Raw genomic sequence first — 15,713 nt, forward strand, 5'->3', positions numbered from 1 at the left:
GCGCTCCCATTACTGTCTTTGTCGCGCACTACCTTTCCGTGAGCGCCAAATGGAAGCGCCGCAGGCATTTAATAGCCTCCGGCGGTGCGACATTGCGCAAGGCCGAACCCATGGCGCAACAAACACAGTATCGGGGAGCCACGAGGGGCCAGCCCCTCGTGATAATCCCTTCAAACCTTCTTACCGCATCAACACCAATTCCTCGGCCATCGAGGGATGCAGCGCCACCGTATCGTCGAAATCCGCCTTGGTAAGGCCAGCCTTCACCGCGATGGCGACGGCCTGCAAAATCTCGGGCGCATCCGGCCCGATCATGTGGACGCCCAACACCTTGTCGGTCGCCGCATCCACGATCAGCTTGTAAAACCCCCGCTCGGCGCGCGTGTGGAACATGTTTTTCATCGGACGAAAATCGCTGGTGAAGATCTTGATCTCATGCCCCGCCGCGCGCGCCGCCGCCTCGGTCAGGCCCACGCCTGCCAGAGGGGGCTGGCTGAACACGGCGCTGGGGATATGGTCATAGGCGATGGTGCGGGGTTTGCCGCCGAATACGGTGTCGGCAAAGGCATGGCCCTCGCGGATGGCCACGGGGGTCAATTGCACCCGGTCGGTCACATCGCCCACGGCATAGATCGAGGGGCAGGAGGTGGCACTATATTCATCCACCGGGATCTGCCCATTTGCGCCCAATTCGACCCCGGCGTTTTCCAGCCCCAGCCCCGGCGTCTTGGGCTTGCGCCCGGTGGCCACCAGCACGGCGTCGGCCTCGATAGGCAGGAAACCCTTGGTATTGACGCAGAGCGAGCCATCGGATTGCTTGATGATGCTCTCAATCGGCGCGTCAAAGCGGAACTCAACCCCGCGCGCGCGCATCATCGTCAGCAGGCGGTCGGTCAGGCTCGAATCATAGCTGCGCAGGATCTTGTCCGACCGGTTCACCACCGTGACGTGCGCGCCCAGAGCATTGAAGATGCCCGCAAATTCCAGCGCGATATAACCCGCACCCTGAATCACCACACGCTTGGGGAAGCTCTCCAGATGGAACACTTCATTGCTGGTGATCGCATGTTCGTTGCCCGGAAATTCGGGCATCACCGGCCATGCGCCCACGGCCACCAGAATGTATTTCGCGCTGATCTCACGCCCCGATGCCAGCCGCACCGTGTTCGGCCCGGCGATGGTGGCGCGCTCGTGGAAATGCTCGACCTTGTTATTGTCCAGCGTGGAGGTGTAGGCCCGCTCCAGCCGGTCGACATCGCTGGCCACGAAATCGCGCAGCGCCGCCCAGTCGAAGCTCTTCTCGCGCAGCGTCCAGCCCAGCTTGGCCGTATCGTGCAGTTCCTCGGCAAACTGGCTGGCGTAAACCAGCAGTTTCTTGGGCACGCAGCCCCGGATCACGCAGGTGCCCCCGACGCGGAATTCTTCGGCCACGGCCACGCGCGCACCATGACCGGCCGCGATCCTGCTTGCCCGGACGCCCCCCGACCCGGCGCCAATCACAAACAGGTCGTAGTCAAATTCGGCCATTTTCAAACTCCACCGGGGGACATGTCATTGCGCGCCGATATGGGGCCAGAACAAGGCTTTGCCAATAGATAGTATGCAACACTGACAATATTAATCCGCGGGATTGTTCTTTTTTAGGAATCCTTCAATCGCATTCAGCAATTCCAGTCGATCGGCCTCGCGCGTGAAATAATGGTCGGCCTTGGGCAGGGACAGGAATTCCACCGGCTTGCCCGCCGCGCGCATCTTTGCCGCCATCGACACCGACTGGCTATGATCTACCGTCACATCCATCTTGCCATGGATCAGCATCAGCGGCGCCTTGATCCGGTCCACCGCATTGATGGGCGAAACAGCTGCAAAATCAGGCGTCATCCGTTTCCATGCATCCTGATTGCTATTGCCGTAGAGCGAATTGCCCATATCGTTGACCTCGCGCCGGACGCTGGCCACGCCCGAAATCGAGATGCCGCAGCGCCACACATCCGCATCGCGCGCCAGCCCCCACATCGTGGCATAGCCCCCATAGGAGGCCCCCACCAGACAGGCCCGCTTGCCATCGGCGATGCCCTCCTTCACCGCCCAGCCCAGCGCGTCATTGAGGTCATCCTGCATGGCCAGGCCCATCTGCCCTTCGCCCTTGCGCTCGAATTCCTCACCATAGCCATCCGAGCCGCGAAAATTTGGCTGGATCACACCATAGCCAAGCTGAGCCACGAATTGCGCCCAATAATCATAGTCCAGCGTATCATGCGCCCAAGGCCCGCCATGGGGCATCACCACAAAGGGCAGGTTCTTCGCCACTTTGCCTTTGGGCAGGGTCAGGACCGCCTCGATCTCCAGCCCGTCGCGCGCCTTGTAATGCACCATTTTCACCGGGTTGAGCGCCTGCCCCTTCAGCCGGTCGGACAGGAAGGCGATGCGGTGCAGCACGCCTTCGTTGGTGTCATAGAAATAGATCGCGCCCGGCGCATCGGGAGCATCGATCCGCACCAGCATGCGGGTGTGGTCGCGGTTGATATCGACAATCCCCACACGCCGGTCGGGCACCGCCTTGGCAAAGGCGGCCTGCGTTTCGGCCAGCGTCGGGTCCAGCCAGATCCGCTTCTCATCCTTGCCGCCCAGACGCACGCCCAACAGCGTCTTGCGGTCCGGATCGGTCCATGTGCCCTCGACCCAGCTTCCCTCAGGCGCGGTCCACACGGTGCGCAGATCTTTTTGCGTGGCCACATCCACCTCGAACAAGGCGGAATGCTTGTCCTTGTCCTCATGAATTATCAGCGCGCTGCCGGGCGTGGCGCCAAAACCGACCACCGAGATCAGATCCTCGCGCTTGCGCCCGTCCGCGCGATCCACCACACGAAAGGGTTCATTGGCGCCATTGCGATACATCATCCGCGACTTGCGGCTCTGATCGTCATAGCCATAACCGATGCGCACCACGCCATCACCATCGGTGAACCAGCGCATGACATCCTCGCGCCCTTGCTGGACCATCATCCGGCTACCGGTTTCGACGTTGAAACGATAGATGCTGGGCCAGAATTCAGGGCTCATGTAGATCGAATTCTGCCCCGCAATCAAGGCGGTCGGCGTGCCGTCACTGGCGGTCCACAGGACCCGGTCGGCCGACTGCCCCTTGCTGTCCCAGAACAGCTTGGTGATCTTGCGCGTCACCCGGTTGAAATTGATCAGACGGCTGACATAGAATCTTTCGCCCTCCACCGGCTGCAGCACGGTCAGATGGATCAGCAGATTGTCATTGTTGACCCACTCCAGCCCATGGGCCTCGGTCAGATCGGGAATGCCGATGCAGGCGGGCGCAGCCTGCCCGGCAAACAGACCAACGGCGCAGATCCGCTTTTGCCCGCCAATGGCAAAAAGCCCGCCCATCCATTCCCCATTGGGCGAAAGCGTCGGCTCGCCCACGAAGGGCAGCACGGCGAAATCGGCAGCCTCGAGCCGGTGTGGCGCCTCAACCGCCGGCGCTGGTGCGGCCGTTGCCCCTTGCGCCAGAGCTTGTCCGCCAAACCCCAATCCAAACGCCGCCGTCAGCGCCAGCATGCTGCTGTACGCCCGGCCAAACTGCTTCGCGATCATCAAGCCCCCGTAAACCGTATTTCGCCTATCGAATATATTGCCCGTTGGGAGAATAGGCACAGTCAATTCTGGAACTCAATGAATTTTTAAACAAAAATCGCGCTATTTCTTTGCAGAAACAGCGCGATTCCGTCCATTTTTACCTTGGTCGAGTGGCTCAGGCCAGGCCCGCCTCGGCCAGCAGCGCGGTGGTGCTGGCGTCGAACTGGGCCTCGCCCTTGTCGATGGCATTGGCGATCTGCTTGCCCAGTTCCACGCCGAACTGGTCAAACGGGTTGATGCCCATCAGCACCGCATTGGCAAAGGTGCGATGTTCATGGAACGCGATCAGCGCGCCAAGGCTGGCAGGCGAAAGATCGTCGATCAGGATCGTGGCCGAGGGGCGGTTGCCCGGATAGGAGCGCGATTTATCCGCCGAATCCTTGCCCGCCATCAGTGCGGCGCCCTGCGCAAAGCAGTTCATCAGCAGGATGCGGTGATGGGCCGGGTCAAGCTGGTCGCCCGGCGCGATGCTGGCGATGAAATCGACCGGCACCACGATGGTGCCCTGATGCAGAAGCTGGAACACGGCATGCTGCGCATCGGTGCCCACGCCGCCCCAGGTAATCGGCGCCGAAGGGCCATCAAGCGGCGCGCCGTCAAAGGTCACGCTCTTGCCGTTCGATTCCATTTCGAGCTGTTGCAGATAGTCGGGCAGCAGCGCGAGGCGCTCGTCATAGGCAAAGCAGGCGCGTGTCTGGCAACCGCGCAGGCGGGTGTAGAGCTGATCGGCAAAGGCCGCGCGCAGGGGCAGATTGTCCGCACCCGAAGTATTGGCGAAATGTTCGTCGATGGCCGCGGCGCCCCCGAGGAATTCGGCAAATTCCTCAAAACCCAGCGCCAGCGCGACCGGGAAGCCGATGGACGACCACAGCGAATAACGTCCGCCCACGCTTTCGGGGAAAGGCAGGATGCGGGTTTCATCCACGCCCCATTCCACCGCCTTTTCCGGCGCGGCGGTCAGCGCGATCACGCGGCCATAGGGATCATCAACACCATTTTCCTTCAGCCAGTTCAGAGCCGACCTGGCGTTGGTCATCGTCTCGATGGTGGTGAAGGTCTTGGACGCCACCGCGACCAGCGTCGTGGCCGGGTCGGCCTTGGCAAAGGCGGCCTCCAGCGCGCAGCCGTCAATATTGGCCACCACATGCACCTGCACCACGCAGCCGTCGCGGGTCAGCGCATCGATCGCCAGCGCCGGGCCGAGCGCGCTGCCGCCGATGCCGATATGGATCAGATGCCTGACCTCGCCCAGCGCGCCTTCGTGGATCGCGCCCACCAGCGAGGCCATGCGCTGATGCAGGGCCTGGGCCTCCTCGACGCTGGTGTCCTTGCCCACGCCGCGCTGGGCGGTGTGTTCGGCGGCGCGGCCTTCGGTGTTGTTGATCTTTTCGCCGCCGAACAATTGCGCGCGGCGGCCATCGAAATCCTGCGCCGCAGCCAAGGCTTCGAACCCGGCGATATGCGCGTCATCCAGATGCATCTTGGACCAGTCGAAGCGGATGCCCCCCAGTCCTTCGCCCAGCTCGAAACGGGTGGACAGCTTGCTCAGACGATCGGCATCGCCGGCGAACAATTCCGCCAGCGTGGGGCGAGGCAGGCCCGCCAGATGGTCCCATGCAGCCTTGACCGATTGGTTGGTGGACACGTTCGCTTCACTCCCGTCTTGCAGATGCGATCAATAATTGGCCCGAACCTATGCCCTTTGCGCAAGGATTGGCCAAGGGTGCGGCGCAGCATTTTTCCTTTTATCGCCCCGCTGAATACGTTTTGTGACGCAAGGATGGTCCAAACATGCACGGTTCATCCCCTGCTCAGCCAAACCATGGCTTGACGCAGCGCTTCTTGGCCAACATGGCAGCACGGCCAGATTCAAGGATGAGCAAAGATGAGCCAAGCCGAACCCGCCACCAAGCCCGGCACCAAACCGGAAAAACAGGAGGAGAACTTTTTCGTTTTCCTTATCAAGTTGGTGGTGATCGTTGCTGTGTTCCGCAGCTTCATCTTTTCACCCTTTAACATCCCCAGCGAATCGATGCTGCCGCGTCTGGTCAATGGCGACTATTTGCTGGCCGCCAAATGGCCCTATGGCTATTCGCGCTATTCGATGCCCTTCAGCCTGCCGCTGATCCCGGGCCGCATTCTGGCCACCCAGCCCAAGCGCGGCGATGTGGTGATCTTCAAGGCTCCGCCGACCAATCAGGATGACTGGATCAAGCGCGTGATCGGCCTGCCGGGCGATACGATCCAGATGAAGGGCGGCGTCCTCTACATCAACGGCAATGCCGTGCCCAAGCAAAAGATCGAGGATTTCGAGATCGCCGTCTCGCCCAACACCTCCTGCTATCAGCCGCGCTATGGCATGAGCGTGAATTACGAGACGGTGAAGGATGGCAAGACCATCTGCCACTATCCGCAATATCGCGAGACCCTGCCCGCCGATAACGGGAAACCGGGCAAGTCGTATAACGTGCTCGATATGGAAACCACGCCGCAGGACAATACAATGCCCTATATCGTGCCCGAAGGCGCGCTGTTCCTTATGGGCGATGACCGCGACAATTCGCAGGACAGCCGTTTCCCCGTCGAGGTGGGCGGCATCGGCTATGTGCCCCAGGGCAATTTGGTGGGCCGCGCCACCATCGTGATGTGGTCGACCGACGGATCGGTTTCGTGGTACAAGCCCTGGACTTGGCTGACCGCCGCGCGCTGGAACCGGATCGGGGGCACCTTTTGAGCAAGACGCTTACGACAAAGCCTGTCAACAATCCGGCGCTTCCTGAGGCCACGCGGGAATTTCTGACCCGCGTGATTGGCGTTGATCCCGATGGCGCGCCCGAATGGACCGCCGCACTGACCCACGGCAGTTTTTCGGCCCAGAACGGCGCGCGCGGCAAAGGGCTCGAGGACTATCAGCGGCTCGAATTTCTGGGCGACCGGGTGCTGGGCCTGACGATTGCCGAATGGCTGTATCAAAGCGAGGGCGCGGCCGAGGGTCGCCTTTCGCAGCGATTGAACGTGCTGGTCAGCCGCCAGATGTGCGCCACCATTGCGCGCGGGATCGGCCTTGGCGAACATATCCGCCTTGGCAAACAGGCGCGCGACGATGGCGGGTCGGACAGCGAGAATATCCTGGGCGACGTGATGGAAGCGCTGATCGGCGCCTCCTTTGTCACGCGCGGCTTTGAACCCACTCGCGCCATGATCCGCAGCCTTTGGGCCGAAGAGGTCGGCGGACGGGCGGGGCAGGCCAAGCATCCCAAATCCGCGCTTCAGGAATGGGCCGCCGGCAATCGCCGCAAGCCGCCCGAATATCGACTGGTCGATCGTTCAGGCCCCGATCATGCCGCCCGCTTTACCGTCGCCGTGGCGGTCAAGGGTGTGGGCGAGGTCGAGGCCGTGGCCAACAGCAAACAGGAGGCCGAAACCCAGGCGGCCGCCGCATTTTTAAGGCAATTTGGATGAGTGAAATCGCAGAATCTTGCGGCCTGGTGGCCGTGCTGGGCGCCCCCAATGCGGGCAAGTCCACGCTGGTCAACGCGCTGGTCGGGCAAAAGGTGGCGATTGTCTCGCAAAAGGCGCAGACCACCCGCGCCCGCCTGATGGGCATCGCGCTGGAACAGTCGGCCAAGCATAATGCCCAGATCATCCTTGCCGACACGCCGGGCATTTTCGCCCCGCGCCGCCGTCTGGACCGCGCGATGGTGGCCGCCGCATGGGAAGGCGCCAGCGAAGCCGACGCCATCCTGCTGGTGGTCGATGCCGCCAAGAAGAACCGGCAGGGGCTGGAGGAAATCCTCGAATCGCTGAAAGCCCGCCCCGAGCGCAAGCTGCTGGCGCTCAACAAGGTCGATCTGTGCCCCAAGGAGCCTTTGCTGGTTCTGGCGCAGGAACTGACGCAGGCGGTCGATTTCGCCGAGGTGTTCTTCATCTCCGCCTCGACCGGCGACGGCGTGGCGCAGTTGAAGGCGCGTCTGGCAGATCTGATGCCCGAAGGCCCCTGGAATTTCCCGGAAGATCAGGTGTCGGACGCCTCGGAGCGGCTGATGGCCTGCGAAATCACCCGCGAACAGCTTTATCGCCAGCTCCATGACGAGTTGCCCTATGACAGCACAGTGCGCCCCGAAAGCTATACCCACCGCAAGGATGGCAACGTCGAGATCCGCCAGCAGATCGTCATCGCCCGCGAAAGCCAGAAGCCGATCGTGCTGGGCAAGCGCGGGGCGCGGCTGAAAGCGATCGGCGAGGCCGCGCGGACCGAGCTGGCCGAGCTGCTGGGGGTCAAGGTGCATCTGTTCCTGCACGTCAAGGTTGACGAGAATTGGGCCGATGCGCGCGAGATTTACGAGGAAATCGGACTGGAATGGGTGCGCTGAGACACCCTTCCGATCTTTTGTGGGACAGACATACAAAGAATATGGCAAATCGGATGAAAACTGCGACAAGACGGTTTGGTTCGATACCATGAAGTAACAGCACAGAAGCAAATCTGGGCATCGGGGGTTGATGGCCTGGCCGCAATGCAGATGGGGGTCTGTCGCGGTTTGCAAGGGCGATCAGACGGACGGAGTGTTTGATGGTCGAATATATCGCAGAACTTCCGGCGCGGTTGCGGGGTGCAGCCAAGGCGGAAGCTCCCAAAGCCGGCCAGCCCCTGTCGGGCGTGGGCGAAAAGGCTGGGCTGGGCGCGGTGCGCGGGGTCAATCTGCTGCTGATGGGCTTCGCCTATCTGGCGGTGGGGCTTCTGCTGCGCGGCGCTACGCTGGGCTATCCGATTATCCATGCAGACGAGCAGTTCTATCTGCTGGTGGGCGACCGCATGCTGCATGGCGCGGTGCCCTTTGTGGACATTTGGGATCGCAAGCCGATCGGGCTGTTCCTGCTCTATGGTGCGATCCGGTTGCTGGGGGGCGACGGGATCCTGCAATATCAACTGGTGGCGCTGGCCTGCGTGGCGGGCACGTCGCTGGTGATCTATCGTATGGCGCGCGAGATCGCCTCGCCGATGGGGGCGTGGTGGGCGGGCGTGGCCTATCAACTGTTCCTCTCCGCCTTCTTCTGCTTTGGCGGACAGGCGCCGGTTTTCTACAATCTGCTGATGGCTCTGGCGGGCCTTGGCATGATGGTCGTATGGACGGCCAAGACCGACCGGCGGCTGTTTCTCCATGGTCTGGCGATCATGGCGGTGGTCGGCGTCTCGCTTCAGATCAAATATACGGTCGTGTTCGAAGGCATCGCCTTTGGCCTGATGCTGATGGCCCGTGCGCAGGCGCTGGGCTGGTCGCATGGGCGCATTCTGGCAGCGGCCACCGGCTGGGCGGGCGTGGCGCTGGTGCCGACGCTGGCGGCGTGGGGTGCCTATATCGCGATGGGCCATGGCATGGCTTTTGCCCAGGCCAATTTCCTCTCGATCTTTGACCGCCATGAGGAATTCGACGGTTCGCTGTTCCGGCTGTTCAAGGAAACGCTGGCGCTGCTGCCGGTCTGGGCAGCACTCTTTCTCGCCCCGCGCCAGATGCCGCCGATGCGCTATGCCGCGCGTCCGGCGCAAGGTTTCCTGCGCATCTGGGCAGCTGTGGCGGTGGCCGGGTTCCTGCTGTTTGGCACATGGTATGACCATTATGTCGCGCCGCTGCTGGTGCCGCTGATGGCGCTGGCCGCGCCCGCGTTGGGGCGTGGACGACCGTTCCGCTGGTACACGCATTTCATGCTGGGCATCGGCATGATCGCGGCGGCCGTGGTGACGATCTACAACACGCGCCATCATGGCACGACCGAAGAGATCGAACTGGCCGCCGACATGATCCGCAACGCGGCCGCAACGCCCACCGGGCAAGGTTGTGTCTATATCAACGAGGGTGACCCCATCCTCTATCACATGACCAACGCCTGCTTTGTCACGCGCTATGTCTTTCCCAATCACCTCAACAATCTGACCGAGCAGCGGGCGCTGGGGGTCGATGCCAACAGCGAGATGCGGGCGGTTCTGGCCCGGCGTCCGCAGGTGGTGGTGATGCTGGAGACGCCCTTTTCCAAGCCGGTCAACTGGCAGTCGCGCCAAATCCTGATGGATGGCCTGAAAGAGCATTACCGCAAATTCGCCGATCCCTTCATCGGCAGCCGCCATTATCAATTGTTCGTGCTGAAAAACGCTACGGCGACACCGGCACAGTAACAATTCTGCATGGCCCTCTCTGCCTTTAGCCTGCGCAGCCTGATGGGCTCGCCCCGTTTTGCGCGACTGATCATCGGCGTCTTTGTTCTGGCCCTTCTGCTGGCCATACTGACGCCGGTGTACAGCGATGAGATAGGCTGGCGGCTGCAGGAGCGGGGCTGGCTGGACGGCGTGGACAAGCTCTATTCCGAGCAATGCGGGCCATCCACGCTGGCCCGGCCGCTGTGGTTCATGTGGCCGGTGCGGTGGTATTCGGCGTTTTTCAACACGGGCTTTCCCGATCCCTTCTGGGTGCGTTTCTCGGGCGTGCTTTATGCGCTGGGCTGGACGGGGCTGTTCCTTGCCCTGATCCGGCGCATGGCGGCCGGCGCGGCGCAGCATCGCGCGGTGGTCGTCATCGCGCTGGGCCTGCTGGGGCTCGGTACGCTTCCGCTGCAACTGGTGTGGAGCCGCCCTGAACAGCCGATCCTGCTGGCCGCGCTGGCCGCGATGCTGGTGGCATGGGATGGGCGCCAGCGTATGTCATGGTGGCGTCCGGCGGCGATCATCCTGCTGTCCGGGATCGCGCTGTCCTATCATTTCAAGGCGCTGGTGCTGGTCCCGCTGTTCCTTGCCTGTATCGCGCCGCAGCGCAGCCCTGCCCTCTGGCGCCTGCTCTGCGCGGCGGCCCTGCTGGGGCTGGCTGATGCCTCGGCCCAATATTGGTTCGCCCGGCTGTCATGCCCGGCCGATGGCATGCTGGCCGCACAGCACGCCCAACAAAGCCTGCATTATGAGGGCAGCGTCGTGAAACTGGCGCTGCGCGCATTGGCCAATGACAATCTGCCCGCCTATGTCACGCTGGCCGCGCCCGATGTGACGCCCATGTCGCATTGGCTGCCCTATCACCTCGTGACGAAACCGGAGCAGATCGCGTGGTCGGCCGCGATGATCGCCTTGTGGTTCATCGCCTTTCTGCTGGCCGGCGGGGCGCTGTGGCGGACATTCCGGGCGGGCGGGATGCGGGCGATGCTTGATCTGCGGGTCGTGTTTGCGCTGCTGCTGTTCGGCATCGCATCGGCCTATGCCTCGGTGCAGATGGTGCGCAATTGCTATGAGGCCGCCTTCGTCCTGCCGCTGTTGGCGATGTCCTTTGCCTGCGCGCTTTGCGCCGGGCCAAGCAGGGGGCCGAACGGGGCGCCGGGCGTGACGCCGCGCCTGCAGACCATGGCCGCCGTCACCGGCATCGCCATGCTGCTCAGCGTGGTGATGGTGGGCGCGATCTATGGCCCTTCGCTGGTTCGGGCCACGCGGGCCAGCGGCTATCTGGTCGAGCAGCCGCTTTCCGTCCCCGTTTTCCACTATGACCGGGCCAGAGCGACGATCCGCAAGGCTGCCGCGCTCTGCGGGATCGATCCCGACAATCATCGGCAACGGCTGCTGATCGATGACGCCACCTATTTCGCCTTCATGCAGTCGCGCCTGCCCGATCATCACCTTTCGGTGCTCGACCCCCAATGGCGCGGCGCGGTCACCGATCCTCTGGCCTATCTGAAAAGTCAGGGCATGGATGGCGCGGTGGTCCATTGCCGTTTTCTCGACCCGGCCACGCGCCGACATGCGCGGGCGTCGGGCGAGGTCTGCTGCCTGTCGCGCGCCATGTTCTGACTATCCGTTCGGGCGCACCTGCCCCTCGGCCCCGACAAGGCCCGCCCGGCCCATGACGAACAGGCAACCAACCAGCAGCACCAGCGCCACGATCGGGCCATGCGTGTCATTCGTGCCCAAAGGCGACACGACCAGCCCGACAAGACCAAGCAGCGTCAGACGGCTATCCCCCGGCCGGGGCGGGCGCTGCGACAGATCCAGCATCAGGAAAACCAGCAGGGGCACGATCCGCAGCAGGTGATAATAGGCCATCACCGGCAAGGTCAGCAGCGGCAAGGCGGTCAGGAAAAACAGCCATTCATGGCGATCCATCCCTCGCCTTGCGGCCTTGCGCGCGCCCAGCACCAGCGCGGCGACGCCGCCGGCCCAAAAGATCTTGCCGGTGATCTCATCCCATCCCGGCCCCATGCCCAGCGCCTTGCCCAGCAATCGGGGCAGGAACTGCAAGGACACGTTCCAGTCATTGCCCATGCTGCCCTGCGCATAGACACGGTGGTAAATCGCCAGACCCTTGAAAAAATGCTCGACCGTATAGACCGGATAGAGCGCGTGGATGACCTGCAGGCTGAGCGCCGCGATCCCCACTGCGGCCAATCCGGGCGCAATCATCCGAACCAGCTTGCGCCCGACCGGCGCCTCGCCCTGTAGCTCCAGCAGGACCAGAACAGCCGGTTCGGGCCGCAGGTTCAAGGCCAGCCCCAGCGCGATCCATCCCATCCAGCGCCACCGGTCCGCCCACAGTGTCAACAGATAGAAGAACACCAGAAGCATCGCAAAACCCGCGACATTCTCGCGGGTCAGCATCCAGATGGCAGGATAGGACAGGCAAAGCGCAAAACCGCAAAACCACATGACCGGTCTGGGCGCATCGCACAGATGGGCAAATATCCGCATCACCGCCACGCCAAGCGCCATATACGCGACCATGAACCCCAAAACCGCCGCCATCGGCCCGGCCGATGCCATCGTCATGGCCCCCAGCACAAAGATGATCACCGTCAGCGGCGGGATATGCAAAGTCGTGATCGTATGGGAATGCGGATCGTTGATATTGCGCAGCGAATCGTCCGCCGCGCCGAGATTGTTCAACAGATAATCCTGAAACAGTTGCGGCCAATAGCTGTATTGCCCCTTGGCCATGACATCCGTGAAGGCGAATTTGTAAGCGGTGGCCACCTTGGCGAAATCGGCGAACAGATCGGCCGGGTCAAAAAACATGCTCCACCGGCCCGGACCGCCAAAGGCATGATAAATATCATCGACAAGCGCCCGAACCGCCATGATCGCGATCAGCGCGGCAAAGGCTCGGGTGGGCTGGTAAAGGCGGTAATCGAAAACAAGCTGATTGAGTCGTGCAAGCGGCCGCTTAAGCCAAAGCGAATAGCCCATCAAAATAATATGTCCCGGACAAATGATTCATGCCTTCCCCACCGGCCCGTCATGGCACAGGCCAGTGGGAATGAAAGCAAAATCGCCCGCCCGGGGCAGGCCCAAAGGCATTAATGGGGCGCCTGCCCCGGATAGAACACAACCCGCTTCGAAGCGAAGCGGGTTGCGCGAGGATCGGGTTTTGGGACCACCAAAATCACCCCTTTGCGGCAGCGGCCTTTTTCGCAGGAGCCTTTTTCGCCGCCGGTTTCTTGGCGGCAGGTTTCTTGGCTGCCGCTTCGCCATCGTCCTTCTTGGCCGCTTCCTTTTTCGGGGCGGCCTTCTTGGGCGCTGCCTTTTTCGCGGGCGCCTTCTTCTTGCCCTTGGTGCTCGGCCCCTTGGCCGCCTTTTCGTCGATCAGCGCGATCGCCTGTTCCAGCGTCAGCTTGTCCTGCTCGACCGCCTTGGGCAGCGTGGCATTGGTCGTGCCATCGGTGACATAGGCGCCGTAACGGCCCGCCAGCAGCTTGATCTCGCCCCCGGTGGTGGGATGGGCGCCAAACACCTTGAGCGGCTCGGCAGGGGCATTGCGGCTGCGCCCGCCGCCCGCCGCCGCCTCGGCCAGCTTGGTCACGGCAAGGTTCATGCCCGTTTCAAACACCTCGGACGTGCTGCGCAACCGGGCATATTTGCCGCTATGCGCCAGATAGGGACCATAGCGGCCAATGCTGGCGGTGATCGGTTCGCCCGTTTCGGGATGCGGCCCGATGGTGCGCGGCAAGGACAGCAGCTTGACCGCCCAATCCAGCGTCATCTCGCCGATATCCTTGGGGATCGAGGCCATCTTGCGCGTGTCGCCCTCGCCCATCTGGATATAGGGGCCAAAGCGACCCGCCTTGCGCATGATGGGTTCGCCGGTCTCCGGGTGCTTGCCCAGTTCGCCTTCCTCGCCCGCATCGGCGCTGCCGCCGGGCTGGGCGAATTTGCGGGTGAATTTGCATTCCGGATAGTTTGAGCAGGCAACAAATGCGCCATACTTGCCGCCGCGCAGGGACAAACGCCCCGCCTCGCATTGCGGGCATTTGCGCGGGTCGGTCCCATCCTCACGCGGGGGGAAGAGGTAATCGGAGAGGAATTCATCCAGCGCCTCGGTCACTTCCGAGGGCTTCTTCTCCATCACCTCGTCGGACTTGGGCTTGAAATCCTTCCAGAAGGCTTCGAGCACCGCGCGCCATTGCGCCCGCCCGCCCGAAACATCGTCCAGTTCGTCCTCCATGCCCGCCGTGAAGTCATAGGCGACATAGCGGTCAAAGAAACGTTCGAGGAAGGAGGTCAGCAGACGGCCCGTTTCCTCGGCAAAGAAGCGATTTTTCTCGGTGCGCACATAGGCGCGGTCCTTCAAGACCTGAAGCGTGGCCGCATAGGTCGAGGGGCGCCCGATGCCCAGTTCCTCCAGACGCTTGACCAGCGAGGCTTCGGAATAGCGCGGCGGCGGCTGGGTGAAATGCTGGGTGGCCTCCACGCCCTGCTTCATGGGCATGTCGCCCTTGTTCATCAGGGGCAGCAGGTTCGCATCGTCATCATCATCGGTCTTGTTGTCGCGGCTTTCGTCATAGACCGCCATGAAGCCGGGGAACTTGACCACCTGACCCGTCGCGCGCAGTTCATGGCTCCCGGTGCCGTCGCGCATCGTCACCGTGGTGCGCTCCAGCGCGGCGGAGGCCATCTGGCTGGCCAAAGCGCGCTTCCAGATCAGGTCATACAGGCGCGCCTCGTCGCCGCTGCCGTAATGGTCGCGGCTGAACTCGGTCGGGCGGATGGCCTCGTGGGCCTCCTGCGCGTTCTTGGCCTTGGTTTCATAATGGCGCGGCTTTTCGGGGCAGTAATGGCCGGAAAAACGCTCGGTAATCTCGCGGCGGGCGGCGGAAATGGCGCTGGGGTCCATCTGCACGCCGTCGGTACGCATATAGGTGATCGCGCCCGCCTCATACAGCGTCTGGGCCACGCGCATCGTGTGGCTGGCCGAAAAGCCCAGCTTGCGCGCCGCTTCCTGTTGCAGCGTCGAGGTGGTGAAAGGCGGATAGGGATTGCGGCGGACGGGCTTCGTCTCCACCTCCTCCACGCGGAAGGCGCCAGCCTCCACCGCCGCCTTGGCGCGATCGGCAATGCCCGCATCGCCAAGGCTCAGCTTCTCCAGCTTCTTGCCTTCAAACTTGACCAGACGCGCCGGGAATTGCGAACCATCGTGCATCATACGCGCGATGACCTGCCAATATTCCTCGGGCTTGAAGACCTCGATCTCACGCTCACGCTGAACGATCAGGCGCAGCGCCACCGACTGCACGCGGCCCGCCGATTTCGCGCCCGGCAATTTACGCCACAGCACCGGCGAGAGCGTGAAGCCGAACAGATAGTCGAGCGCCCGCCGCGCCAGATAGGCATCGATCAGATCCTGATCCAGCTCACGCGGGTGCTTCATCGCCGTGGTCACGGCATCCTTGGTGATCGCGTTGAAGGTGACGCGCTCAACCTCCTTGGGCAGCGCCCGCCGCTTGGCCAGCAATTCCTTCACATGCCACGAAATCGCCTCGCCCTCGCGATCAGGGTCAGTCGCCAGGATCAGTCGGTCGGCCTGCTTGGCAAGGTCGGCAATCTCGCGCACGCGGGCCTGTTTGTCGCCATACAGTTCCCAATCCATCGCAAAATCTTCATCGGGCCGCACCGATCCATCCTTGGGCGGCAGGTCGCGCACATGGCCATAGCTGGCCAGCACCCGATAATCCTTGCCGAGATATTTCTCGATGGTCTTCGCCTTGGCCGGGGATTCGACAATAACAAGCTGCATGGTTTCTCTTGTACTATCTGCAATGGCCGCAGG

General features: G+C 62.6%; 10 protein-coding genes. 5 read left to right on the plus strand and 5 right to left on the minus strand.

The genetic code is table 11. The features are described 5' to 3' along the window. Positions 1–180: 180 nt before the first annotated feature. The 3 genes from gorA to pgi form a co-directional block, all read right to left on the minus strand. Positions 181–1,527 (minus strand): glutathione-disulfide reductase, encoded by a 1,347-nt coding sequence (gene gorA, locus BGP00_RS24920; protein ID WP_292692373.1) that lies wholly within the window; start codon positions 1,525–1,527, stop codon positions 181–183. A 90-nt stretch (positions 1,528–1,617) separates the two neighbouring features. Then, positions 1,618–3,606, minus strand: coding sequence for a prolyl oligopeptidase family serine peptidase (locus BGP00_RS24925; RefSeq protein WP_292692371.1), 1,989 nt, complete (start codon positions 3,604–3,606; stop codon positions 1,618–1,620). Positions 3,607–3,763: 157 nt separating this feature from the next. Further along, entirely contained in the window at positions 3,764–5,293 is a 1,530-nt protein-coding gene (pgi, locus tag BGP00_RS24930) for a glucose-6-phosphate isomerase (protein WP_292692369.1), read from the minus strand. Positions 5,294–5,533: 240 nt separating this feature from the next. Here pgi and lepB point away from each other — a divergent pair, with 240 nt between their 5' ends. From lepB to BGP00_RS24955, 5 genes are all read left to right on the plus strand, one after another. After that, positions 5,534–6,382 (plus strand): signal peptidase I, encoded by an 849-nt coding sequence (gene lepB, locus BGP00_RS24935; RefSeq protein WP_292692367.1) that lies wholly within the window; start codon positions 5,534–5,536, stop codon positions 6,380–6,382. After that, positions 6,379–7,110, plus strand: coding sequence for a ribonuclease III (rnc, locus tag BGP00_RS24940; RefSeq protein WP_292692365.1), 732 nt, complete (start codon positions 6,379–6,381; stop codon positions 7,108–7,110). The genes lepB and rnc overlap by 4 nt, the downstream gene beginning before the upstream one ends. Next, positions 7,107–8,021: a GTPase Era gene (era, locus tag BGP00_RS24945; protein ID WP_292692363.1), complete on the plus strand. Its 915-nt coding sequence runs from the start codon at positions 7,107–7,109 to the stop codon at positions 8,019–8,021. The genes rnc and era overlap by 4 nt, the downstream gene beginning before the upstream one ends. A gap of 200 nt (positions 8,022–8,221) precedes the next feature. Beyond that, positions 8,222–9,820: a glycosyltransferase family 39 protein gene (locus tag BGP00_RS24950; protein WP_292692361.1), complete on the plus strand. Its 1,599-nt coding sequence runs from the start codon at positions 8,222–8,224 to the stop codon at positions 9,818–9,820. A gap of 9 nt (positions 9,821–9,829) precedes the next feature. After that, on the plus strand, positions 9,830–11,467 hold the full coding sequence (locus tag BGP00_RS24955) for a hypothetical protein (RefSeq protein WP_292692359.1): 1,638 nt from the start codon (positions 9,830–9,832) through the stop codon (positions 11,465–11,467). Here BGP00_RS24955 and BGP00_RS24960 read toward each other — a convergent pair whose 3' ends face one another. Together BGP00_RS24960 and topA are read right to left on the minus strand one after the other, a co-directional pair. After that, entirely contained in the window at positions 11,468–12,856 is a 1,389-nt protein-coding gene (locus tag BGP00_RS24960) for a hypothetical protein (RefSeq protein WP_292692357.1), read from the minus strand. Between the two features lie 196 nt (positions 12,857–13,052). Then, the gene (gene topA / locus BGP00_RS24965; RefSeq protein WP_292692355.1) at positions 13,053–15,680 is read right to left on the minus strand and encodes a type I DNA topoisomerase; all 2,628 of its coding nucleotides are present in this window, start codon (positions 15,678–15,680) and stop codon (positions 13,053–13,055) included. Positions 15,681–15,713 lie beyond the last annotated feature (33 nt).

It is taken from the genome of Novosphingobium sp. 63-713, from assembly GCF_001898925.1.
Taxonomy (GTDB): Bacteria; Pseudomonadota; Alphaproteobacteria; order Sphingomonadales; family Sphingomonadaceae; genus Novosphingobium.

Coding starts and splice junctions, on each gene's coding strand:
- gorA (WP_292692373.1), bottom strand. CDS start 1,527: ATGGCCGAATTTGACTACGACCTGTTTGTGATTGGCGCCGGGTCGGGG.
- BGP00_RS24955 (WP_292692359.1), top strand. CDS start 9,830: ATGGCCCTCTCTGCCTTTAGCCTGCGCAGCCTGATGGGCTCGCCCCGT.
- BGP00_RS24960 (WP_292692357.1), bottom strand. CDS start 12,856: ATGGGCTATTCGCTTTGGCTTAAGCGGCCGCTTGCACGACTCAATCAG.
- lepB (WP_292692367.1), top strand. CDS start 5,534: ATGAGCCAAGCCGAACCCGCCACCAAGCCCGGCACCAAACCGGAAAAA.
- topA (WP_292692355.1), bottom strand. CDS start 15,680: ATGCAGCTTGTTATTGTCGAATCCCCGGCCAAGGCGAAGACCATCGAG.
- BGP00_RS24950 (WP_292692361.1), top strand. CDS start 8,222: ATGGTCGAATATATCGCAGAACTTCCGGCGCGGTTGCGGGGTGCAGCC.
- era (WP_292692363.1), top strand. CDS start 7,107: ATGAGTGAAATCGCAGAATCTTGCGGCCTGGTGGCCGTGCTGGGCGCC.
- BGP00_RS24925 (WP_292692371.1), bottom strand. CDS start 3,606: ATGATCGCGAAGCAGTTTGGCCGGGCGTACAGCAGCATGCTGGCGCTG.